Annotated in this window: 26 protein-coding genes; 11 read left to right on the top strand and 15 right to left on the bottom strand. The window is 65.1% G+C overall.

Annotated elements, in window-relative coordinates:
- Window positions 1-42: 42 nt before the first annotated feature.
- Entirely contained in the window at window positions 43-960 is a 918-nt protein-coding gene (locus B2W55_RS09650) for a LysR family transcriptional regulator (protein WP_024579166.1), read from the bottom strand.
- 251 nt (window positions 961-1,211) lie between these two features.
- Between B2W55_RS09650 and B2W55_RS09645 the strand changes: the two genes are divergently transcribed.
- Both B2W55_RS09645 and B2W55_RS09640 read left to right on the top strand, forming a co-directional pair.
- A complete protein-coding gene (locus B2W55_RS09645) occupies window positions 1,212-2,525 on the top strand; it encodes an MFS transporter (protein WP_024579167.1) in 1,314 nt (437 codons plus the stop codon).
- Window positions 2,526-2,545: 20 nt separating this feature from the next.
- On the top strand, window positions 2,546-3,619 hold the full coding sequence (locus B2W55_RS09640; RefSeq protein WP_024579168.1) for a tartrate dehydrogenase: 1,074 nt from the start codon (window positions 2,546-2,548) through the stop codon (window positions 3,617-3,619).
- A 260-nt stretch (window positions 3,620-3,879) separates the two neighbouring features.
- Here B2W55_RS09640 and B2W55_RS09635 read toward each other — a convergent pair whose 3' ends face one another.
- From B2W55_RS09635 to B2W55_RS09595, 9 genes are all read right to left on the bottom strand, one after another.
- On the bottom strand, window positions 3,880-4,632 hold the full coding sequence (locus B2W55_RS09635) for a serine O-acetyltransferase (RefSeq protein ID WP_414631651.1): 753 nt from the start codon (window positions 4,630-4,632) through the stop codon (window positions 3,880-3,882).
- Between the two features lie 172 nt (window positions 4,633-4,804).
- Complete coding sequence (locus tag B2W55_RS09630; RefSeq protein ID WP_024579170.1) at window positions 4,805-5,296, bottom strand: DUF2852 domain-containing protein; 492 nt, start codon at window positions 5,294-5,296, stop codon at window positions 4,805-4,807.
- A gap of 119 nt (window positions 5,297-5,415) precedes the next feature.
- Window positions 5,416-6,117: a TetR/AcrR family transcriptional regulator gene (locus tag B2W55_RS09625; protein ID WP_024579171.1), complete on the bottom strand. Its 702-nt coding sequence runs from the start codon at window positions 6,115-6,117 to the stop codon at window positions 5,416-5,418.
- Between the two features lie 117 nt (window positions 6,118-6,234).
- Window positions 6,235-6,600, bottom strand: a complete 366-nt coding sequence (locus B2W55_RS09620; protein ID WP_024579172.1) for a YciI family protein — start codon at window positions 6,598-6,600, stop codon at window positions 6,235-6,237.
- A gap of 81 nt (window positions 6,601-6,681) precedes the next feature.
- Complete coding sequence (locus tag B2W55_RS09615; protein WP_024579173.1) at window positions 6,682-7,107, bottom strand: YciI family protein; 426 nt, start codon at window positions 7,105-7,107, stop codon at window positions 6,682-6,684.
- Window positions 7,108-7,262: 155 nt separating this feature from the next.
- Complete coding sequence (locus B2W55_RS09610; protein ID WP_024579174.1) at window positions 7,263-7,679, bottom strand: YciI family protein; 417 nt, start codon at window positions 7,677-7,679, stop codon at window positions 7,263-7,265.
- A 123-nt stretch (window positions 7,680-7,802) separates the two neighbouring features.
- Window positions 7,803-9,011, bottom strand: a complete 1,209-nt coding sequence (locus tag B2W55_RS09605; RefSeq protein WP_024579175.1) for a serine hydrolase domain-containing protein — start codon at window positions 9,009-9,011, stop codon at window positions 7,803-7,805.
- Between the two features lie 74 nt (window positions 9,012-9,085).
- Complete coding sequence (locus tag B2W55_RS09600) at window positions 9,086-9,457, bottom strand: nuclear transport factor 2 family protein (RefSeq protein ID WP_024579176.1); 372 nt, start codon at window positions 9,455-9,457, stop codon at window positions 9,086-9,088.
- A 146-nt stretch (window positions 9,458-9,603) separates the two neighbouring features.
- Entirely contained in the window at window positions 9,604-10,257 is a 654-nt protein-coding gene (locus B2W55_RS09595; RefSeq protein WP_024579177.1) for a glutathione S-transferase family protein, read from the bottom strand.
- Between the two features lie 504 nt (window positions 10,258-10,761).
- On the opposite strand from B2W55_RS09595, the gene B2W55_RS09590 reads away from it, so the two are divergent.
- Both B2W55_RS09590 and B2W55_RS09585 read left to right on the top strand, forming a co-directional pair.
- Window positions 10,762-12,432 (top strand): methyl-accepting chemotaxis protein, encoded by a 1,671-nt coding sequence (locus B2W55_RS09590; protein WP_024579178.1) that lies wholly within the window; start codon window positions 10,762-10,764, stop codon window positions 12,430-12,432.
- Between the two features lie 174 nt (window positions 12,433-12,606).
- The gene (locus B2W55_RS09585) at window positions 12,607-13,395 is read left to right on the top strand and encodes an SDR family NAD(P)-dependent oxidoreductase (protein WP_024579179.1); all 789 of its coding nucleotides are present in this window, start codon (window positions 12,607-12,609) and stop codon (window positions 13,393-13,395) included.
- 24 nt (window positions 13,396-13,419) lie between these two features.
- Here the strand turns inward: B2W55_RS09585 and B2W55_RS09580 are convergent, their stop codons facing one another.
- Window positions 13,420-13,986 (bottom strand): histidine phosphatase family protein, encoded by a 567-nt coding sequence (locus tag B2W55_RS09580; RefSeq protein ID WP_024579180.1) that lies wholly within the window; start codon window positions 13,984-13,986, stop codon window positions 13,420-13,422.
- A gap of 7 nt (window positions 13,987-13,993) precedes the next feature.
- Complete coding sequence (gene cobS, locus B2W55_RS09575) at window positions 13,994-14,776, bottom strand: adenosylcobinamide-GDP ribazoletransferase (RefSeq protein WP_024579181.1); 783 nt, start codon at window positions 14,774-14,776, stop codon at window positions 13,994-13,996.
- Window positions 14,777-14,986: 210 nt separating this feature from the next.
- On the opposite strand from cobS, the gene cobT reads away from it, so the two are divergent.
- From cobT to B2W55_RS09540, 7 genes are all read left to right on the top strand, one after another.
- Window positions 14,987-16,000 carry a nicotinate-nucleotide--dimethylbenzimidazole phosphoribosyltransferase gene (gene cobT / locus B2W55_RS09570; RefSeq protein WP_024579182.1) on the top strand — a complete coding sequence of 338 codons (1,014 nt, stop codon included), beginning with the start codon at window positions 14,987-14,989 and terminating at the stop codon, window positions 15,998-16,000.
- Window positions 16,001-16,162: 162 nt separating this feature from the next.
- Complete coding sequence (locus B2W55_RS09565; protein WP_024579183.1) at window positions 16,163-16,453, top strand: hypothetical protein; 291 nt, start codon at window positions 16,163-16,165, stop codon at window positions 16,451-16,453.
- Window positions 16,454-16,566: 113 nt separating this feature from the next.
- Window positions 16,567-16,989 carry a hypothetical protein gene (locus B2W55_RS09560; RefSeq protein WP_162487048.1) on the top strand — a complete coding sequence of 141 codons (423 nt, stop codon included), beginning with the start codon at window positions 16,567-16,569 and terminating at the stop codon, window positions 16,987-16,989.
- Between the two features lie 176 nt (window positions 16,990-17,165).
- Window positions 17,166-17,363, top strand: a complete 198-nt coding sequence (locus tag B2W55_RS09555; protein ID WP_145987156.1) for a hypothetical protein — start codon at window positions 17,166-17,168, stop codon at window positions 17,361-17,363.
- A 35-nt stretch (window positions 17,364-17,398) separates the two neighbouring features.
- Window positions 17,399-18,304 (top strand): LysR family transcriptional regulator, encoded by a 906-nt coding sequence (locus B2W55_RS09550; protein ID WP_024579185.1) that lies wholly within the window; start codon window positions 17,399-17,401, stop codon window positions 18,302-18,304.
- A gap of 131 nt (window positions 18,305-18,435) precedes the next feature.
- Window positions 18,436-19,188 carry a sulfite exporter TauE/SafE family protein gene (locus B2W55_RS09545; RefSeq protein WP_024579186.1) on the top strand — a complete coding sequence of 251 codons (753 nt, stop codon included), beginning with the start codon at window positions 18,436-18,438 and terminating at the stop codon, window positions 19,186-19,188.
- A 22-nt stretch (window positions 19,189-19,210) separates the two neighbouring features.
- A complete protein-coding gene (locus B2W55_RS09540; protein ID WP_024579187.1) occupies window positions 19,211-19,480 on the top strand; it encodes a hypothetical protein in 270 nt (89 codons plus the stop codon).
- On the opposite strand, the gene B2W55_RS09535 is transcribed toward B2W55_RS09540, so the two are convergent.
- From B2W55_RS09535 to B2W55_RS09525, 3 genes are all read right to left on the bottom strand, one after another.
- Window positions 19,435-19,845, bottom strand: a complete 411-nt coding sequence (locus B2W55_RS09535; RefSeq protein ID WP_024579188.1) for a VOC family protein — start codon at window positions 19,843-19,845, stop codon at window positions 19,435-19,437. The two genes, B2W55_RS09540 and B2W55_RS09535, sit on opposite strands and share 46 nt — an antisense overlap.
- A 77-nt stretch (window positions 19,846-19,922) precedes the next feature.
- Window positions 19,923-20,459, bottom strand: a complete 537-nt coding sequence (locus B2W55_RS09530) for an SRPBCC family protein (RefSeq protein WP_024579189.1) — start codon at window positions 20,457-20,459, stop codon at window positions 19,923-19,925.
- A 65-nt stretch (window positions 20,460-20,524) separates the two neighbouring features.
- The gene (locus B2W55_RS09525) at window positions 20,525-20,935 is read right to left on the bottom strand and encodes a DoxX family protein (RefSeq protein WP_024579190.1); all 411 of its coding nucleotides are present in this window, start codon (window positions 20,933-20,935) and stop codon (window positions 20,525-20,527) included.
- Between the last annotated feature and the right edge of the window lie 274 nt (window positions 20,936-21,209).

The raw sequence follows: 21,209 nt of genomic DNA, 5'->3' as shown, positions 1-21,209 counted from the left end.
GGGCGCGCCACTTGGCGCGAGCCCCGGAACGACGAAACCTCTTCACGCCTCCCTTGCGTAACGCTTCAATTTCGCCTCCAGCACCGCGATCACCTGGTCGCGGACCGGATCGCGGGAGCCTTTCAGCCAGGCGGCGGCGAGCGGCAGCCGGCCGACGCTGCTGCCGCGTTTGAGCCTCAGGGGAATGAAACGCACACCCGGGATCGCCATCCGCGCGGTCCAGCGTGGCACGATGGCGACGCCGAGCCGCGCCGCGACCATGTTGACGATGGTCTGCTTCTCGTCAGCGATCTCCTGGATGCGCGGCGTCAGCCCGGCCTCGTCGAACAGCTTTGTCGTGAGATCGTGGCTGTGCGGCCGCGAGCGCCGCTCCGGCACGATCAAGGGCTGATCCGCGATATCGGGCAACGCGACCTGCTTGCGCCGCGCCAGCCTGTGCTTGTGCGACAGCGCCACCACGGCGGTCTCCTGCAACAGCGGAACGAACTCGATGCGCCGGTCGGGCCGCGTCGGCGGGCGCACGAAAGCAAGGTCGAGCGCGCCCGACAGCAGCTTTGGCAACAGCCGGATGGTCTTCTCCTCGAGCAGTTGCACGGCAAGCTCGGGATTGACGGCGCGGACATCGCGCAGCAGTGGCGGCAGCAGGCCGGCCGCGGCGCTGTCGATCGCGCCGATCCGGAAACGCCGCGCCATTGGCTTGCGCAGCCGCCGGCGAAAGCCGTCCTCGATCGCCTCGGCGCGGCCGAGCAGCGCCCGTCCCTCGCGCAGCAGGGTGGCTCCGCCTTCGGTCAACGACACCGCGCGCGTGGTGCGCGCGAACAGCCGCGCGCCGAGATCCTCTTCCAGGAGCTTGATGTGACGGCCGAGCGCCGACGGCATCATCTGCAAGCGTTGCGCGGCGCGGCCGAAATGCAGTTCCTCGGCGGCGGCCACGAAGCAGCGAAGCTGGTGCAGTTCCAAGATTGTCGTTCCCACTCTCTGGTGGTCATGGCCGGGCTTGTCCCGGCCATCCACGTCTTTCCTGGCGCTGCCAAGACGTGGATGCCCGGCACAAGGCCGGGCATGACGCCGGGTAAATCCGGAAACGATTATATCATTTTTTTGTATAAATGCGCGCGGGTTGAACCGAAAGGCCGCAGCCCTCTAGGCTTTTCGGTGGTGCGGCGAAACGCGCCGTCCCAACAACAAGACGAACCCCGGGGAAGAAGCCCATGGAAAGCCAGCTTGGCGCGCGCGTGTTGCGCAAGATCTCACTGCGCATCGTGCCGTTCATCATGCTGCTGTACTTCGTGGCCTTCATCGACCGCGTCAATATCGGCTTCGCCTCGCTGACCATGAACAAGGACATCGGCCTGTCGCCGACCGTCTATGGCTTCGGCGCCGGTATCTTCTTCTGGGGCTACTTCCTGTTCGAGGTGCCCTCCAACATCATCCTGCACAAGGTCGGCGCGCGGATCTGGATCGCGCGGGTGATGATCACCTGGGGCATCGTGTCGGCGGCGATGGCGCTGGTGCAGGGCGCCACCAGCTTCTACGTGCTGCGCTTCCTGCTCGGCGCCGCCGAAGCCGGCTTCTTCCCCGGCATCATTCTCTATCTGTCCTACTGGTTCCCGGCACGGCAGCGCGCGGCCGTCACCGCCCTGTTCATGGCCGCGGCGCCGCTCTCGACCGTGCTCGGCTCGCCGCTGTCGGGCGCGCTGCTCGAGATGGACGGCATGCTCGGCTTCAAGGGCTGGCAATGGCTGTTCGTGCTTGAGGCGGTACCGGCCGTGCTGCTCGGCTTCGTGGTGCTGGGCTTCCTCACCGACCGGCCGGAGCAGGCGAAATGGCTTGCCGACGACGAGCGCGCCTGGCTGGTCAAGACCATGAAGGCGGAGAATGACGGCAAGGCCGCGACCGCGAGCCACAGCATCTGGCGCGGGCTCGCCGATCCGCGCGTGCTGGCACTGGCGCTGGTCTATTTCGGCACCTCGGCCGGGCTCTATACGCTCGGTGTGTGGGCGCCGCAGATCATCAAGCAATTCGGCCTGTCGTCGCTCCAGGTCGGCTTCCTCAACGCGGTGCCGGCGACGGTCGCCGTGGTCGCCATGATCCTGTGGGCGCGGCATTCCGACCGCACCGGTGAGCGCACCTGGCACGTCGTGCTGGCCTGCCTGATGGCCGCGACAGGATTGGCGCTCGCGGGATTGTGGACCGGGCTGGTTGCCGTGATCGCGGCGCTGACGTTGGTCAATATCGGCATCTCCTCATCGAAGCCGCCGCTGTGGAGCATGCCAACCATGTTCCTGTCCGGCTCGGCCGCCGCGGCCGGCATCGCCACCATCAACTCGATCGGCAATCTCGGCGGCTTCGTCGGCCCTGCGATGATCGGCTGGATCAAGGAACGCACCGGCAGTTTCGAGGGCGGCCTCTACTTCGTCGCCGGCCTCCTGGTGCTCTCGGCCGTGCTCACGCTGCTGCTGTCACGCGCGCAAGGCGCGCCGGCCGCGGCCGAACCGCAACCCGATCCCCTGCGAACCCGCTAACCACTGATCCGGAGACAACCATGCGTACCCATTCCATCGCCGCCATTCCCGCCGACGGCATCGGCCCCGAAGTGATTTCCGCCGGCGTCCGTGTGCTGGAAGCACTGGCCAAGCGCTCCGGCGACATCAGCTTCAACGTCAAGACCTTCGACTGGGGTTCGGACTATTACAAGAAACACGGCGTGATGATGCCCGCCGACGGCCTCGCCGAGCTGAAGACATTCGACGCGATCTATTTCGGCGCGGTCGGCGCGCCCGACGTGCCGGACCACATCACGCTGTGGGGCCTGCGGCTGCCGATCTGCCAGGGTTTTGACCAATACGCCAATGTGCGGCCGACCAAGATCCTGCCCGGCGTCGCCTCGCCGCTGCGCAATGTCGGCGTCGGCGATCTCGACTGGGTGATCGTGCGCGAGAACTCCGAAGGCGAATATGCCGGGATGGGCGGCCGCGCGCATCGCGGCCTGCCCGAAGAGGTCGGCACCGAAGTCGCGGTCTTCACCCGGGTCGGCGTTACCAGGATCATGCGCTACGCGTTCCAACTCGCGCAGTCGCGGCCGCGCAAATTCCTCACCGTGGTGACCAAGTCGAACGCGCAGCGCCACGGCATGGTGATGTGGGACGAGATCGCCGCCGAAGTCGCCAAGGAGTTCCCCGACGTGACCTGGGACAAGATGCTGGTCGATGCCATGACGGTGCGGATGACGCTCAATCCGAAGAGCCTCGACACCATCGTCGCGACCAATCTGCACGCCGACATCCTGTCGGATCTCGCGGGCGCCCTGGCCGGCAGCCTCGGCGTGGCGCCGACCGGCAACATCGATCCGCAGCGCCGCTTCCCCTCGATGTTCGAGCCGATCCACGGCTCGGCCTTCGACATCACCGGCAAGGGCATCGCCAACCCGGTTGCCACTTTCTGGACTGGTGCGCAGATGCTGGAGCATCTCGGCGAGAAGGACGCCGCCGCGCGCCTGATGGCCGCGGTGGAAAAGGTCTGCGCGGCCGGCGTGCTGACGCCCGACGTCGGCGGCAAGGCGACGACCAAGGAAGTGACGGACGCGGTGATCGACGCGATCCATGGATCGAATGTGTGAGGACTGCGGTCTCACCGCGTAGAGCAGGGCGAGCACACTGTTCGGGCTCCCTCCCCCTTGCGGGGGAGGGCTGGGGAGAGGGGTGCCGCTTGCTCCGCTGCTGATTGAGAGAGTGAGTCCGCCTCTCGACTCGGAAGTTCGTTGATACAGTCGAACCGATGTTTCGCAATTCGCCCGGGGCCACCCCTCTCCCCGCCCTCTCCCGCAAGGGGAGAGGGAGCCTGACTGGCGTGCTCACCTCACCGAGGTAAGCCGGCATTTCACGACAGCACCGACGCTCCCGCCTCCGCGCAGTTCGTCAACCGCGCGGGCACGCCGACCGCGGTGCAGCCGGCAGGCACGTCCGAGGTCACCAGCGCGCCGGCGCCGATCTTGGCGAGGTCGCCGATGTTGAGATCTCCGATCACCGTGGCGCCGGCGCTGAGCAGCACGCCGTGGCCGATCGTCGGTGCGCGGCGCGGGGCGTCACGATGCCGCGAGATGGTGACGTTCTGCAAGATCGTGACCTCGTCGCCAATTGAGACCAGCGCGCCGATGATGAGGCCGGTGCCGTGATCGAGGAAAACGCCCGTTCCGATCCGCGCCGACGGATGAATGCTGATCTGCAACTGGTCCGCTGATGCGTTCTGCATCATCAGCGCGAGATCCGGGCGATCATGGCGCCACAGCCAGTTCGAGACCCGCCAGGCTTGCAGCGCGACATAGCCCTTGAAGTTCAGCAACGGCGGCAGGAAGCCCGATATCGCCGGATCGCGGCGCACGATCGCGGCAAGATCACTCGCCGCGGCCTCGATCAGCACGGGCTCGGCCACATAGGCCTCACGTGCCGCCCGCACGAATTGTACGCGATCGGCGTCCGCGTCGGCGATGCGCCGGCCGATCAGGAAGGCGATGGCGCCGCCGAGATCGCCCTGATCGAGAATGAAGGCGGCCGATGCTTCGAGAAAGCGATCGGCGGCAACAGCAGCTGCCGCCTCGCGCCGGATCGCAAGCCAGAGATCGTCAGAACCCATCGTCGCGCCTGCCGTCATGATCCGCGCCTCTGCGTCCGCAAGGTCGACGATAGAGTGGGCATGACGCCGCCAAAATGCAAACCGCCCGCTTGCTCATCGCAAACGGGCGGCTCGGGGCCATCAGGTGTTATGGGGGCACATCGCCTGAAGGCTCAGTGCTGGCCTCGCGTGATCAACCTTGCGGCGGCTGGTCGTTCGGCGGGGTCGGACGGGTCTTGTGCTGCGCCATGAAGGCGTCGAACTCTTCCTTGTCCTTGGCATGACGTAGGCGGTCGAGGAAGTTCTTGAACTCGACCTGCTCTTCCTCGAGCCGGCGCAGCGTGTCCTGGCGGTACTCGTCGAAGGCGCGGTTGCCGCTGGAGGGCGTGCCGAAGCCGCCGAACGGGAAGCCGCGACGCTCCATGCGGTTCTTCATCCGCTCCATCTTGTACTGCATGCGCTCCATCTTGTTCTGCCAGCGATCCATGTCGTTGTGACTCCAACAGGCCATTTTTCTGCTCCCGAGGGTGAAAAAGAGAAAGGCGAGACCGATCGGCCACCAGATCATGAAGCCGAGGATGATCCCGGCGATCTTCAGCGGATGCCACGGCGCCCAGTACATCTGCGGGCGGTAGGGCTCTTCGACGGGACCGCGCCAGCGATCAGCATCTGCGGTGTAGGCCATTTCACTCTCCATCACGGCATCACGCCGTTGTGAATGTAAATAACATTTACATAGGTAGCCGATCCCCCGGGAAAGTCAAGCGGAGCGGATGACGCACCCCTCCAATTATTTTTGGAATTTTATTTCGCCTTGCCCCAGGGGCCGCCGCGATTCTGCTCGGCCGCCGCGGCTTCGGCCCGGCGCTCGGTGGGGAAGCCCAAGCCGCGCAGATAGATCAGCACCTCGGCCTCGAGCAGTTCCTCCGGCGACATCGGCAGCTTGCGGCGCGCGGCATCGCCGCGACCGAACAGCGAGGCGACGCCATGCGACATCGACCAGATGTGCAGCGCCATCATCATCGCCGGCGGACGCGGCATGCTGGGCGGTGCCAGAGCCGCAAGCCGTTCAGCAGCGGCGCGGATGATCGCAAAAGCGCGCTCGCTTGCCGCCATCAGGGTTGGATTCGCGTCTGGCGGCAGGCCGGATTCGAACATCGCAGAGTAGAACGCGGGCTCCTGGCGCGCGAAACTGAGATAGGCCCTGCCGACCCGCTCGAAAGCGGTGACGGTGTCGGGACGACCATCGTCCCAGGCCGCGGTCAGCAGCGCCTCGAACTGCTCGAAGCCGCGCTGCGCGATGCTGGCGATCAGTTCGTCACGGTCGCGGAAATGCCGGTAGGGCGCCGCGGGGCTGACGCCGGCCATGCGCGCGGCATCGGCGAACGTGAAGCCGGCCGGCCCCTTCTTCGAGATCAGGTCGAGGGCGGCCTGCAGCAACGCTTCCTTGAGATTGCCGTGATGATAGCCGCGCTCGCTGCGGCCTTGGTCCTTCTGCCAGCTCATGTGAATAAGGTTTACATGAGCCGGCAGGAAAGGTCACTAGCGGGGCAAGCGGCAGCCGATCAAGATTAACGGATCGCGGCCGCCGGATTCCGCGGGCGGCGGCGACCGCCCGGGGGACTACCGTCCCGGGATCGGCAGCACCGGCATGATCTCCACGGCTTCGCCCGGGAAGATCGCAAAATGCGGATGGTTCTCGAACAGCTTCGCGGCGGCCTCATGCGAGGGCGCGCGCACCACGGTGAAGCCGGTCATCAGATTGGCGATGTCGGTGGTGCCGCCGCTCCCGACCTTCTTGGTCTTGCCGAGCGGTCCGCCCATCTCGACGATCACGTCGTGGTGCTTCTCGACCCAGGCGCCCCAGGCGGCCATGCCCTGCTGCTCCCTGGCGCGACGTTCGGCCTCCGGCAGCGCGTTCCAGGCTGCCATCCGCGCGCCGTCTTTGCCGCCGCCGAGATAGACGGCGAGGAAGGTGTTGCTGCTCATCATGCGTCTCCGTTGTGGTTGTCGAATTGATCGTTCGCTGCACGGGGCGACGACGCCATGCGCGGCATCGCATCGTGAAGTTCAGCGCAGGGCCTTGCCCCAGCCGCCCTGCGGATGCTCGAAGCTCGCGGCCGCCTGCTGCACCTCCTCCGAGAAATCGGTCATCTCCTGCACCTGGCGGATCTCGATCATCTCGTTGGCGCTGGCCGGGCACTTGCTGGCCCATTCGATCGCCTCGGCGCGCGAGGCGACGTCGATCATCCAGAAGCCGCCGATCACCTCCTTGGCCTCGGTGAACGGCCCGTCGATCACGACGGGGACGCCGGTATCGAACTTGACGCGCGCGCCCGCCGCCGGCGGATGCAGACCCTCCAGCGTGATCAGCACGCCGGCGTCCTTCAGCGCCTGATTGTACCGCATCATCGCGGCGACCCGTTCCGGATCGAGCTCGAGCTTGGCCGGTGCGGACTCGTAGCCCTGCGGGATCATCAGCATCATGAAACGCATTGGTCGGATTTCCTTGTCCGTTGGATCACGCGCAATCCTCACCCTGGTCATTCCGGGAAGCCCGATCCGGCGCCGGCGCGGAAACCATGACTTGCCACGGCGGTCATGCATTCCGCGCTTGCCGTCCACGCGAGATCGCGGAACGACGTCGGGTATCATCTCTTCACCGCCTGCGCGCGCAAGCGTTCTTCCTGCTCGCGCAGCTCAGGTGTCAACGCCTCGCCGAAATCCTCAGCGGCAAACACCTGGCGGATTTCGATCTCGGAGCCGCCGTCGAACGGCGCGCGCTTCATCCAGTCGATCGCCTCATCGAGCGACTTGGTCTCGATCAGCCAGAAGCCGGCGACCAGATCGCCGCTGAGGCTGAACGGGCCACGTGACACGGAGCTCTGGCCGCCGGCATATTTGACGCGGGCGCCCTTGCTGGTCGGATGCAGCCCCTCGCCGGCCTGCATCACGCCGGCCTTGACCATCTCCTCGTTGAACTGGCCCATCGCGGCGAGCATCTCGGTGCTCGGCATCACGCCGGCCTCGGTATCGCTGTTCGCCTTCACGATCACCATGAACTTCATCGTCCTGCTCCGTTGTCTCTCTGCCGATCTCAGCACCGGCGCTCGGTTGAAAGACGATGGAGCTTGTGCGCCACCGACACGGTGATGGAAATTATTTCTGAAGTCATTGACGCATACCTCGCGCTAGTCATCGATCGCCTGATAGGCGAGCGTCCAGAAATCTGAAAACACCTGAGGCGGCTGCGGCGAGTCCAGCATGCGCTGGGTCAGCAGGATCCCGGTCATTTCCTCGCGCGGGTCGGAATACCAGGAGGTGCCGTAGCCGCCGTCCCAGCCGTAGCGGCCGGGCACCTGACAGAGATCGTCGCGCGCGGTGACCACCGACAGCCCGAACCCCCAGCCGCGCCCGGCACCGAGCAGGAATTCCGAGCCCTGCTTGTCGGACGGCGCGAGCTGGTCCGAGGTCATCAGCTCCACGGCAGGCCGCGACAGGATGCGCTCGGTGCCGAGCCGCCCGCCATTGAGCATCATCTGGGCAAACGCATTGAAGTCGTCGGCGGTCGACACCAGCCCGGCGCCGCCATTTTCGAACACCGGCGGCGCGGCATATTTGCAGCTCGCCGGCTCGTCGAACACCTTCAGTTTGCCGGTCGCGGCATCGCGCGTATAGCAGGTCGCGAGCCGCTTCAGCTTGTCCGGCGGCACGTGGAAGGCGGTGTCGGTCATGCCGAGCGGCGTGAAGATGCGCTCTTGCAGGAAGCCAGCGAACGACATTCCGGCGACCCGCGCGATCAGCACGCCGAGGATCTCCGACCCCGTGTTGTAGAGCCAGCGTTCGCCCGGCTGATAGGCCAGCGGCAGCGTACCGTAACGGCGCAGCAACTCGTCCGGCGGAAACGTCGGAAACACCGGACCGGGCGCGAAGCCGGCATCCGCAATCGCGATCTGGATCGGATGGCGCGCCGGAAACACCGGGATCATGCCGAGCCCGAGCCGGAAGGTGAGCAGGTCGCGCAACGTGATGGCGCGCTGCGCCGGCACCGTGTCGTCGATCCCGGATTCGATCGTGCGCAACACCTTGCGGTCGGCGAGTTCGGGCAACCAACGGTCGATGGGATCGTCGAGCCTGAGCCGGCATTCCTCGACCAGGATCATCGCGGCGACGGCCGTCACCGGCTTGGTCATCGATGCGATCCGGAAGATGGTATCACGCTGCATCGGCGGGCCGTCGAGCGCCATGCGGCCGAGGACATCGACATGGATCTCGCCGCGGCGGCTGACCAGCGCCACGACGCCCGGCACGTCGCCCGCACCAACATGGTGCGCCAGCACTTCGTGCATACGTCCGAGCCGCGCCCGCGACAGATTGCCGTTCTCGCTTAGTACAGACATATCCAAGCTTCCTTGTTGGGGCCCGCAGACACTGACGATCAGGCGGTCGCGCGACCGCGATCGCGACGAATGCCTTATCGCTCCTGTCTGACGAGCGCCCCGTCCTGATGCGACGGGCCGAAATAGACGTCGATGCGCGACACCTTGTCGCCGTCGAACGCGAAGAACTCGGTGTTGCGGAAGCTCTTGCCGTCGCGGGCAACGCAGCGATAGGTGACGAAAGCCTCGGGGCCGTCGACCATGATGCGCTCGATCTCGTGGCGGCCGATCCAGCCGCTGTCGCGCCAGCACTCGGCGAAATAGCGGGACTTGTCGATGTTCTCGCCATAGGGCGTCGAGAAGCGAAAATCCTCCGCGAACGCAGCCTCGACGCTCGCGCGATCATTGGCGAGATAGGCGGCGAAGAGCTTGCGGATGATCTCCGCCCTGTTGCCAGTTGCAGCCATGTCGTCTCCACACAGGTCACCCGGGCCACTGGAGCGACCAGCGCTCCAGAACCCGGGCCTCAGGCAGATGACGAATGGAACGGCCCGAACGCGACATCGGGCTGAAAATATTTTTCAGCCCGACCTGACTTCAGTTCCTTGTCAGGTCAGTTTTCCTTCGGGAACATGCCGAAATAGGGCTCGGCCGCCTCGAGGACGCGCGCGAAGGACGGCCGCGCCGTCAGCCGTTCAAGATAGGCCGCCAGATGCCGATGGTCCTCCCCGATCGGCTCGACCTTGTTGCCGTAGAACAGCGCCGGCGCGGCGGCACAATCCGCCAGCGAAAACTGCTCGCCCATCATCCAGCCGCCATGCACCAGTTGCCGGTCGAGAATCGCATAGGAGCTGCGAAGCTGCGTCCGTGCCTCGGCGACGCCATGCGGATCCTTGCTGCCCGCAGGTCGCAGCCGGTCGCCGACGATCTTCTGCAGCGGCAGATGGACATAGAGATCGAGGAAGCGGTCGCGCAGCCGGGTCTGTAGCGCGAGGTCCGGGTCCTCCGGAAGCAGCCTGACGGTGCCGGGATAATGCCGGTCGAGATATTCGATGACGATGCTCGATTCGGGCACGGTCTCGCCGCGCGTCTCGTCGCGGAGCACGGGAAAGCGTCCGATCGGCCACAGCGCGAGCAACGCCGCGCGCTCGGCGGGATCGCCGAGATTGACCATGTTCGGGGTGAACGGCGCGCCGTTCTCGTAAAGCGCGACCAGCGCCTTCCAGCAGAACGAGGACAGCGGATGGTAATGCAAGGTGAGCGACATCAGAACTCCATGGGCGAAACAGTGGCCGGAGGACGAACCGACGACCGCACCGCCGACATCACGCACGACAAATATTTCCGACTTGTGCGGAGCAGGTCGATCTCACGTCGCCGTCGCAGCGCAATCCAGCTTCGTCGATCACACGAATCGAATGAGTGATCGATCCACGACATCGGATGCGATATCAATCTTGGTAATGGACCTATCAAACTCGGTGAATACGCGCGCTCGAGATCATCCGCACCAGACGAAAATTCTCAGAGATTTTCGTCCGTATGACTACGGTGAACGTCGCATCGGACTATGAATGATAGCGTGCATATCAAAAAAATTGCTTCGCAAGTTGAGATAGATGGAATCGCCGTCGAACGCGTTATGCAGTTCGTGCCACGCGCGCGCGACGCGCAGGCTTTACCGATGCTAAACGGCTCGCTGCAACCTTTCCGTGAGTTGCCGCGATCGACTTTTCCCATCCCGTTTCTTTTGAACCTTCACGGAGCCCTGATGTTTACGTTCAGCAACAAGGCCAACATCGAGAATGCGTTGGCGCAAGCCGCAGCGATCGGCAAGTCGCAGGCGGTGATCGAGTTCAAGCTCGACGGCACCATCGTCACCGCCAACGAGAACTTCCTGAACGCGATGGGCTACGCGCTCGACGAGATCAGGGGCAAGCACCACAGCATGTTCGTCGATCCTGCCATGCGCGACAGCCACGATTATCGCGCGTTCTGGGCGAGCCTCAATCGCGGCGAACACCAGGCCGCGCAATACAAGCGCATCGCCAAGGGCGGCCGCGAGATCTGGATCCAGGCCTCCTACAACCCGATCACGGACAAGAACGGCAAGCCGGTCGGCGTCATCAAATTCGCCACCGACATCACCGCGCAGAAGATCCACAGCATGGAAGATTCCGGCAAGATCGCCGCCATCAACCGCGCGCAAGCGGTGATCGAGTTCAACATGGACGGCACCATCGTCACCGCCAACGAGAACTTCCTCGGCGCGATGGGCTACGCGCTCGCCGAGATTCAAGGCAAGCATCACAGCATGTTCATGCCGCCGGCCGATCGCGACAGCGCAGGCTATCGCGAGTTCTGGGCGCGGCTGAACCGCGGCGAGTTCGAGTCCGGCGAATTCAAGCGGCACGCCAAGGGCGGCCGCGAGATCTGGATCCTCGCCAGCTACAACCCGATCCTCGACGAACGCGGCAAGCCGTTCAAGGTCGTCAAGTTCGCGACCGACGTCACCCAGCAGAAGCTCAAGGCCGCCGACAATGACGGCCAGATCGACGCGATCGGCAAGTCGCAGGCGGTGATCGAGTTCAACATGGACGGCACGATCCGCAATGCGAACCCGAACTTCCTTGCCGCGATGGGCTATACGCTGGCCGAGATCCAGGGCCGGCATCACAGCATGTTCGTCGAGCCGGTCGAGGCGAGTTCGTCGGCGTACCGCGAGTTCTGGGGCGCGCTGAACCGCGGCGAGTTCCAGGCGGCCGAATACAAGCGCATCGCCAAGGGCGGTCGCGAGATCTGGATCCAGGCCTCCTACAACCCGATCCTCGATCTCAACGGCAAGCCCTACAAGGTGGTGAAATACGCCACCGACATCACCGCGCAGGCGATCGGCCGCAAGAAGGCCGACAGCGCGCGCGGCCTGATCGAGGCGGTGGCCGCCGGCAGCGAGGAGATGAGCGCCTCGATCCGCGAGATCTCGGAGACCATGACCAAGTCGAAGCAGAATGCCGCGGTCGCCACCGGCCGCGTCGAGGCCGCCGACGGCGAGGCGCAGAGGCTCAATGCGGCGGCGCAGGCGATGAGCGGCATCGTCGAGATGATCTCGAGCATCACCGGGCAGATCAACCTGCTCGCGCTCAACGCCACGATCGAATCGGCGCGCGCGGGCGAGGCCGGCCGCGGCTTCGCGGTGGTCGCCTCCGAGGTCAAGAGCCTCGCCAACCAGGCCAAGCAGGCGACCGACACGATCTCCTCGGAAATCGACGCGCTGAACTCCATCGCCGCGGCGGTGGCGAGCTCGCTCTCCGAGATCAAGGCCGCGATTGCCGGCGTCAACGAATACATCACCTCCACCGCCGCCGCGGTCGAGGAGCAGAGCATCGTGACGCAGGACATGTCGACCAACATGCAGCGCGCCTCCGCCGAACTCGCGGCGTAGGCTGTGGTGCGATCCTCGAAGGATGAGCGGCCCGGGCTGGTCGCCGCGCATCCTTCGAGACGCGCTACGCGCTCCTCAGGATGACGGGAAAATAGCATGCTGCCGGTTGTTGACACCTCTGCATAAAGGTCGCAGACGGTCGGGGCTTCTTGCCCGAAACCGATGGACCACCCGATGACCTCCTCCGCACAAAAAGTCGCACTCGTGACCGGCGCCGCGCGCGGCATCGGGCTGGCCGCGGCGAAACGCTTCCTCGCCGACGGCTGGCGCGTCGCGCTGCTCGACATCGAGGGGGAGTTGCTGAATGCCGCGGTCGCTGCGTTGAGGCAACCCGACACGACGCTGGCGCTGACCTGCGACGTGTCCGACGCCGATGGCGTGACCAAGGCGATGGCGACGATCACAAACCGCTTCGGCCGGCTCGACGCGCTGGTCAACAACGCCGGCACGGCGGTGTTCGCGCCGGTGCTGGAGACCTCGGACGCCGACTGGAGCCGGATCATGGCGGTCAATCTGACCGGCCCGTTCCTGTGCACCAAGGCGGCTGCGCCCCTGATGCGCGAACAAGGCGGCGGTGCGATCGTCAACATCACCTCGATCTCGGCGGTGCGCGCCTCGACGCTGCGCTCGGCCTACGGCACCAGCAAGGCCGGCCTCGCGCATCTCACCAAGCAGCTTGCGGTCGAACTCGCCTCGCTCGGCATCCGCGTCAACGGCGTGGCGCCCGGGCCGGTCGAGACCGCGATGGCCAAGGCGGTGCATACGCCGGAGATCCGCGCCGACTATCACGACGCGATCCCGCTCAACCGCTATGGGCTGGAGGAGGAGCTGGCTGAGGCGATCTTCTTCCTGTGCTCGGATCGCGCGAGCTACATCACCGGACAGATCCTCGCCGTCGACGGCGGCTTCGATGCCGCTGGCATCGGCCTGCCGACGCTGCGCGGCGAACGGCGGAACGGGTGAGCCCCCGCGGCGCAACGGGATTCATCAGCCGTTCACCGCCACCACGCGCCACGCCTTCCCCAACCGATCGACCCGCGTCAGCGACAGCGGACCGATTACGAAGCGCAGCGCATGCTCCGGCGCCAGTTCGAGCGCGATCGCGAGGATCGCGCGGATGGTGCCGGAATGCACGACGAGCACGACATCGCCGGGAGGCAGACGCGCAAGCCCAACTCGCGCGCGCGCAATCTGGTCCGCGAAGCTCTCGCCACCCGGCGGCCGGTTGATCCCCGGCGATTGCCAGAAGGCGCGATAGGCTTCCGCGCCGAGTTCTTGCTCGATCTCGCTGTGACGACGGCCGGTCCAGGTGCCAAAATCCTGTTCGCGGAAGGCATCGTCTTCGGTTGCCGTGAGGCCAAGCCGCGCCGCGGTCTCACGGGTCCGCCGCGCCGGGCTGCAAATTGTGCGAGCGCCGCTCGGCAGCCGCGCCTGCAACGCGGCGAATGTGGCGGCATCATCAAGGTCGGCCGGCGCATCGGGTGCGTGGATCACACCGCGCGGACCATCGACCGGCGCGTGGCGGATCAGCCAGAGATACGTTTCGCGGTCCATTCCTCGATCACCCCAATCGCGCCGCGAGCAGCACCAGGATCGCGCTCTCCACGACCTGCTCGGCGCCGCCGAGCACATCGCCGGTCTGGCCGCCGATCTGCCGCCTTGCCAATTGCATCATGATCACTGCGCTCGCGCCGGCCGCGATCGCCGCCAGCAGCGCGCTGCCGAGTGGCAGGGCCAGTACAGCGATCACGAGCGCGATGCCGGCCGCAACTGCGGCGATCGTGCCGTCAGGCCGGCCGGCATTGGCGGCGAGCCCGTCCTTGCGCGCGTAAGGCAGGCTGATCGCGATCCACGGCAGCACGCCGCGGCCGAGCGCATGCGCCGCGATCAGGCTCTGCACCACCAGGCCATCCGGAATCGCAGCGATCGCCGCCAGCTTGGCCGCAAAGCTCACCACCAGCGCCAGCGCGCCATAGGTGCCGAGCCGGCTGTCGCGCATGATCTCGAGCTTGGCCGCGACGTCGCGGCCGCCGCCGAACCCATCGGCGACATCGGCGAGCCCGTCCTCATGCAGCGCGCCGGTGAGCAGCGCAGCCCCGCCGAGCGCGAGCGCCGCCGCGGCGAGGTCCGGCACGCCGCTCGCCCGGAGCAGCAGGCAGAACAGGCCGACCGCGGCCCCGATCCCGGCACCGACCAGCGGGAACAGCCGCTGCGCCCGCGCAAAGCTCTCCGGCCGCGCCCCGTCCGGATGCGGCATCGGCAGCCGGGTCAGGAAGGCCGTGGCAATCCTGAGATCGTCGAGCCATTGATTCATGGTGAAGGCCTCGAAATTGCACTGGATCATGATGCGTTTCCACGGAATCGCATCATGATCTCAACTCCTTGTTTGAGCATGATCTTTTCGGAAAACCGGCTTTCCACTTTTCCGGATCATGCTCTAAAGCGCGATGAGTTCGCGCTTCAGCTTCTTGTTTGAGCATGATGCTTTCGGAAAATCGCTTCTCAGTTTTCCCGATCATGCTTTAGCTTGCGGCCCGCTCGACGAGGGAATCGCATGCAGTTCAATACACTAGACGACATTCGCAGCTTCTGTCGCGAGCTGCCCGCGGGTGACGAGGCGGCGGCGACGGCGGCAAGCGTGCGCCAGCAGAACCTGACCAAGCCGCCCGGCAGTCTCGGCCGGCTGGAAGAGGTGACGATCTGGCTGGCGCGCTGGCAGCGGCGCGAAATCCCGCGGCTCGATCAGGTCACGATCGCGGTGTTCGCCGGCAATCACGGCATTGCCGAGCGCGGCGTCTCCGCCTACCCGTCCGAGGTCACCGCGCAGATGGTGGCGAACTTCGCCGCCGGCGGTGCTGCGATCAACCAGATCGCCAGGCTTGCCGGCGCCGAGCTGCGCGTCGAGCCGCTCGAGCTCGCGCGACCGACCCGCGATTTCACGATGGCGCCGGCGATGGATGGCGCCGACTTCCTGGTCGCGCTCGACACCGGCTGGCGCGCGGTGCCGGCGCAATGCGACCTGCTGGTGGTCGGCGAGATGGGCATCGCCAACACCACGGTGGCCGCCACACTGTGCGCGGCATTGATGGGCGGGCGCGGCGCGCGCTGGGCGGGCCGCGGCACCGGCGTCGATGATGCCGGCCTGCTGCGCAAGCGCACCACGATCGATACCGCGCTCAAGATGCATCGCAACCTGCTCGACGATCCCCTCGCCGTCGCGGTGGCGCTCGGCGGCCGCGAACTCGCGGCGATCTTCGGCGCCGTGCTGGCGGCGCGCGCCAGATCGATCCCGGTGCTGCTCGACGGTTTTGTCGCGACCTCGGCGGTGCTGCCGCTGGCAAGGCTTGCCCCCGATGGCCTCGCGCATTGCCGCGCCGGCCACGTGTCGGCTGAGCTCGGCCATCGCGAATTGCTGCGCGACCTCGCCCTCGCCCCGCTGCTCGATCTCGAAATGCGGCTCGGCGAAGCCTCCGGCGCCGGCGTCGCGATCCTGCTGCTGCGCGCCGCGCTGGCCTGCCACGGCGGCATGGCGACCTTTGCCGAGGCCGGCGTATCCGGCGCGGACTGAAGCCGGGAAGAGCCGCAAAAAGCCGGTGCATACCGGCCGCGTGGGCCTGCAATCTTCGCGTGCGCAGCATGACGTCCGCGCGGCGCTGGCTTAACCTTCGCGCCGGAGGGCGCCGGCCGGCGCCCGGCCATGCTGAAACCAGATACCGGGGAGAATCGCGTCATGTCGGGAGTTCTCATCAATCTGATCATTCAGATCATCAGCGGAGCCGTCGGCGGCAATGTCGCCGCGGGAGCGGCCAAGAACATCGATCTTGGCACGCTCGGAAACACCATCGCGGGCGCCATCGGCGGCGGCGCGGGCGGACAGCTTCTCGGCATGCTGATCCCGCTGCTTGCCAATTCCGGTGCCACGCCTGACATCGGTAGCATCATCGGACAGGTCGCCGGCGGCGGCGTTGCCGGCGCGGTGCTCACCGCGATCGTCGGCGCACTCAAGAACCGGACCGCCTGAACCGATCCGTACTGGCGAAGGGGCATCGGTCTTGACGATGCCCCATTCCGGCGCGAGCCTTGCGGCTTCGGATGCGGCGGTCCTCGACCGCATCGGCGGCAGGGATGGCGCTCATGAAAACACTTGTCGCAGCGGCAGCTCTCTGCGCAACGGTGAGCTGCGCGCAGGCCGACGTTCGCATTCTCGCCAGCCCCGGCGGACAGGTCGGCCCGTTCATCGACCTGTTCGACAAGGTGCGCGAGTCCGGCGAGCGCGTGGTGATCGACGGGCCGTGCCTGTCGGCCTGCACCCTGGTGCTCTCGATGGTGCCGGGCGATCGCATCTGCGTGACCCGGCGCGCGGTGCTCGGTTTTCATGCGGCGCGCTCGATCGACCGGCGCGGCCGCACCTATGCCGAGCCGGAAGCCTCCGAGGCGGTGCTCGAAGCCTACCCGGCCCCGGTGCGCGGCTGGATCATCCGCCGCGGCGGGTTGACCTCGCGCCTGCTGCTGCTGCGCGGCCGCGAGCTCGCCGCGATCTACCCGCGGTGCAGGTGAGCCGGCACCCATCGAGCGCAGTAACTCCCGATCGGTCGCGACACGCTTGCAAGCGGCCAGGTCAGAAACCGGTTCGGTGCCGCAAATGTCATCCGATAGGCCGGCCGCTCCCAAATCGCCGTCACGCTCGACCACGGAACCGCCCCCAGGTTGGACACGACGTCAAATCCGTCATCGTGAAACGCTCACGCGGCCTGACCGGACGACATCCTGCGACATTTTCCGACCGTGTTGCGACGATGCGCGATCCACATCGCGGCGATCGGACGGGGCCGAAGCAGAACCACGATGCAGGCGACATCGAACGCCCATCCGCGTTCACCGCTGCATTCCAGTTGGTTCTGATCGTCGTCATCTTTGACATCAGTTTCTGATGTTGTTAAGTCTCATGAACAACCAGATTGAATAGATGTCCCTGATACGTGATCAGAGGTTGCGTGTATTCCATGCGGTGGCTTTGAGAAAAAGCTTTACCGATGCTGGTCACGATCTCCATCTCACTCAACAAGCAATCTCGTTCCACATTCGCTCGATCGAGCAGGAACTCGACGTTCCGCTTTTCATCCGCAGCCATCATTCGGTGCAGTTGACCAAAGCAGGAGCGATCCTGTTTGCGCACGCAGAAAGAATTCTCGCCCTTTACGACGAAGCCTCGCGCGCGCTGGCGGAGCTTCGGGAAGAAAGCACGCGACGCCTGCGCATCGCCGCGACGAATTCCATCTCGAAGTATGCGATGCCTACCGCAATCCGGATCTTTCAGAGCAGACATCCCAAAGTTCAGGTCGTGCTTGAGATCGGGAACAGCACCCAGGTCATCGAATATCTCAATCAGGGCGCGGTCGACGCCGCGCTGGTCAGCGATGGCGTGCCCCTCTCTTCGAACTACCGCGTGACGCCGCTTTGGCGGGAGCAGATCGTATTCGTCGTCTCACCTGAGCATCCATGGGTATCCCGGGACGACCTTACGATCGATGACCTGTTGGCGACCCCCGTCATCATGCGGGAGAAGGGATCCGGAACGCGCGCGATCCTCGAGCGCGAGCTTGCTGCTCTGGGCTTGTCGTTCGACCGCCTGAAGATCGCTCTCATCGTAGGCAGCCCGGAGGCTGTCAAACAAGCGGCTCAAGCCGGCGTAGGTGTCGGCATCCTATCGACACTGCGCGCTCGCCACAGCCTCTCCTCAGACGATCTGATCCTGAAGAGAATCGACGGCTTCGACCTGACCCGCGACTTTTATGTCGTGAGACCGCAGAACGGATCCGCAGCCACCCTGCTCAACGAGTTCGTACCAATCGTCCAGGACGCCATAGCCTGACAGGGATGCGATCACCCTTCAGCTCGCGCGAGCCGCACAAGAATTATCGATAGGATCATCAGCTTCTTCTGTTGGAGATGACATCGAGAAGGCCTTACCAACGATGGAAACAGCGTTGGAGGCCGAAACTGATGTATGACGCCGTTCATCTCGCAACGTTCGAACAATATTGCCTCGTCGCCGCACTCTCGTTCATTGCAGCGATTGTCGGTGGCGTTGCCGGATACGGCACAGGGCTGATCCTTCCGCCCGTTCTCCTCCCGATCGTCGGATCGGAGGCCGTCGTCCCAATCATCAGCCTGTCTGCGCTCCTGACGAATGCAAGCCGGCTGATCGCCTTGAGGGACAAGTTTGATGTGCGAAATGCCATCATGCTGGCGAGCTGCGCGCTGCCGACCTGCATTGGGGGCGCTTACGTCTACACGACGCTCGGCGGAAAGACGGTGACGATCGTGATCGGCTTGGCGCTGATCGTCCTGGTCCCGCTGCGGCGGCTCGCAAGCAAGGCGCAATGGAGATTGACGACGCCGGGCGTAGCGGTAGCGGGAAGCGGATACGGGCTTCTGGTCGGAGCGACGTCGGGATCCGGCGTCGTCCTGCTTTCAATCCTTCTCGCGGCCGGTCTTCGCGGCTCTGCGGTGATCGCGACCGACGCCGGCATTTCGCTGTTTCTCGGGCTGGCGAAGACGGCCGTGTTTCAGACGGCGGGTGCGCTTCCGGCGTCTGCCTGGATCATGGCGATCCTGATCGGCTGTTGCGCAACGCCAGGCGCCTTCCTCGCAAAACGGCTGAGCGCCCATCTACCGATCCACGTCCACACCGACATTCTGGACGGGGTGGTCATCCTTGGCGGTGCATTGCTGATGATACAGGCGATGTGGTGACGGAAAACGAGGCGAGGAACTCATGGACCGCACGACGATCAAGCACAGCAAGGACGAGGCAAGATCGCGATCCGCGGCATGCACCCTCGCGCAGCTGATGGTCATCTATTTTCTGCTGCAGCTATTGGCGATAGCTGCAACGCGTCGGTTCGATCCCGACGCGGTGCAGTCCCTCTTGGCGTGGGACGGCATGACGCCGATTTCCCGTCCCGATCTATTCGATGGCGGCCCTGTCGATCCGGCTCGTCACATCTGCGCCGGGCAGTTCACCATCCAGGGGATGCCGAACTGATCGACGCACATGCCGAAGCCGTTCGAGAAGAAGGTCTTGCCGAACGGCATGGTGACCGCGCCGCCTTCGGACAGCGCCGTGAAGCGGCGCTCGGCCTCGGTGGGATCCTCGACCTGCAACGCGACGTGAAAGCCCTGCGGCTTCTGGAAATGGCCGGGCGGGGCATCCGAGGCCATAATGATCTCGCCGTCGATCGTGAGGCGGGCATGCATGACCTTGTCCTTCCAGCCCGGCGGGGTCTGCATTTCGGCATTGCCCTCGCCGTAGGGGAAGGTTTCCTCGATCCGCGCGCCGAGAACCTTTTCGTAGAATTTCAGCGCGGCGCCGCAATTGCCATCGTAGGAGAGATAGGGGTTGACCTGCATCGCTTGCTCCCTTGAACAGATTCTGGCTTGACACGTTTTCTTGACGCGAACCGATAACCACTTCACTCGAAAGCGCGTTATTTTTCGGTCAGCTTCTTCAGATTGGCGAGACCGACCTCGAAATCCCGGCCGATCATGTGGTCCAGGTTCATGAACACCTGCATCACCTTCGACATGAAGACGGCCGGACCATACATGGTCCATGTGACGCTGGTCGCATCTCCCTGCGGCAGCATTGTGAACTCCGCGGTGTTGTGGCCCTCGAACGGCTTCAGGAAATCCAGCTTGATGACGATCTTCGACGGCGCGGCGGATTGCAGGATTTCCATGCGGCCGGCGCCGACATTCTTGTTGCCCTCCCAGGCATAGGCCGCGCCCTGCCCGCGCTCGGTGCCGCTGTAGATGCGCCTCATGTCCGGGTCCCGGTTCTCGTAGGGCGACCAGACTGTCCACTGACGGAAATCGTCGATCAATCCAAAGATCCGTTCGGCCGGCGCGTTGATGCTGGTCGCACGCGTGACGCGGAACGTGCTCGGCTTGGTCGCCGCGAGGATGAGAATTACGGCAATCGCGATCGCAAGGATGATGGCGATGATGGCAATGGTCTCGAACATGATGGTCTCCGGAAGATGAATCGAACAACGAAAGCGTTTTCAAGCGAGCGCGTCAAACCAGACGCTTAGCGGCGGAACGGCAGCAGCGCACGCAGATTGCCGTCGCGCAGATAGAGCCCGCCCCACACCATCAGGCCGAGATAAAGCCCGAACAGCGTGTGGGAGAACAGCGGGCTGTCGATCCGCACATGCGATGCGATGGCGCCGCCGAGATAGCCGGTGAGCAGGATGGCACCGAGGATCGAGGTCGGCGGCACCGAGTAGAGCAGCGTGCAGACGATGGTGATGATGCCGAGGCTGCGCGCCAGCGTATCGCTCGCGCCCCAGCCCATCCTGTCCAAGGTCTCGGTGACGACCGGCAACGGCACCAGCTTGATCGCGCCGTCGAACAGCAGGAAGAGGACGACCACGCCGCTGATGACGCGGCCGGTGATCCGGGCGGACTTCGAGACTTCGGTGTCGACGATCGTCGGCATGGCAGGCTCCGTAACGCTTGGTGATGCTCTGTCATCAAGACGAACGGGGCGATGCGCGGCCGACAGATCGCAGGAAGAATTTTGAGAGTGGCGAATGCCGTGACCAGACTACCGGGGCCTCGTCGATGATCTCGCCCGGGGCTTACCCCTCTCCCCAACCCTCCCCCGCAAGGGGGGAGGGAGCCTGACCAGCGTGCTCACCTCACGCAATTGATTGGCGATGGCCCTGCGCGGGTGTGAGAGAAGCACCGGCGGAAGGGTTCCCTCCCCCCTT

The sequence above is a fragment of the Bradyrhizobium sp. UBA2491 genome (assembly GCF_002341725.1).
Taxonomy (GTDB): Bacteria; Pseudomonadota; Alphaproteobacteria; order Rhizobiales; family Xanthobacteraceae; genus Bradyrhizobium.
This window is presented reverse-complemented; position numbering and strand designations above follow the sequence as displayed.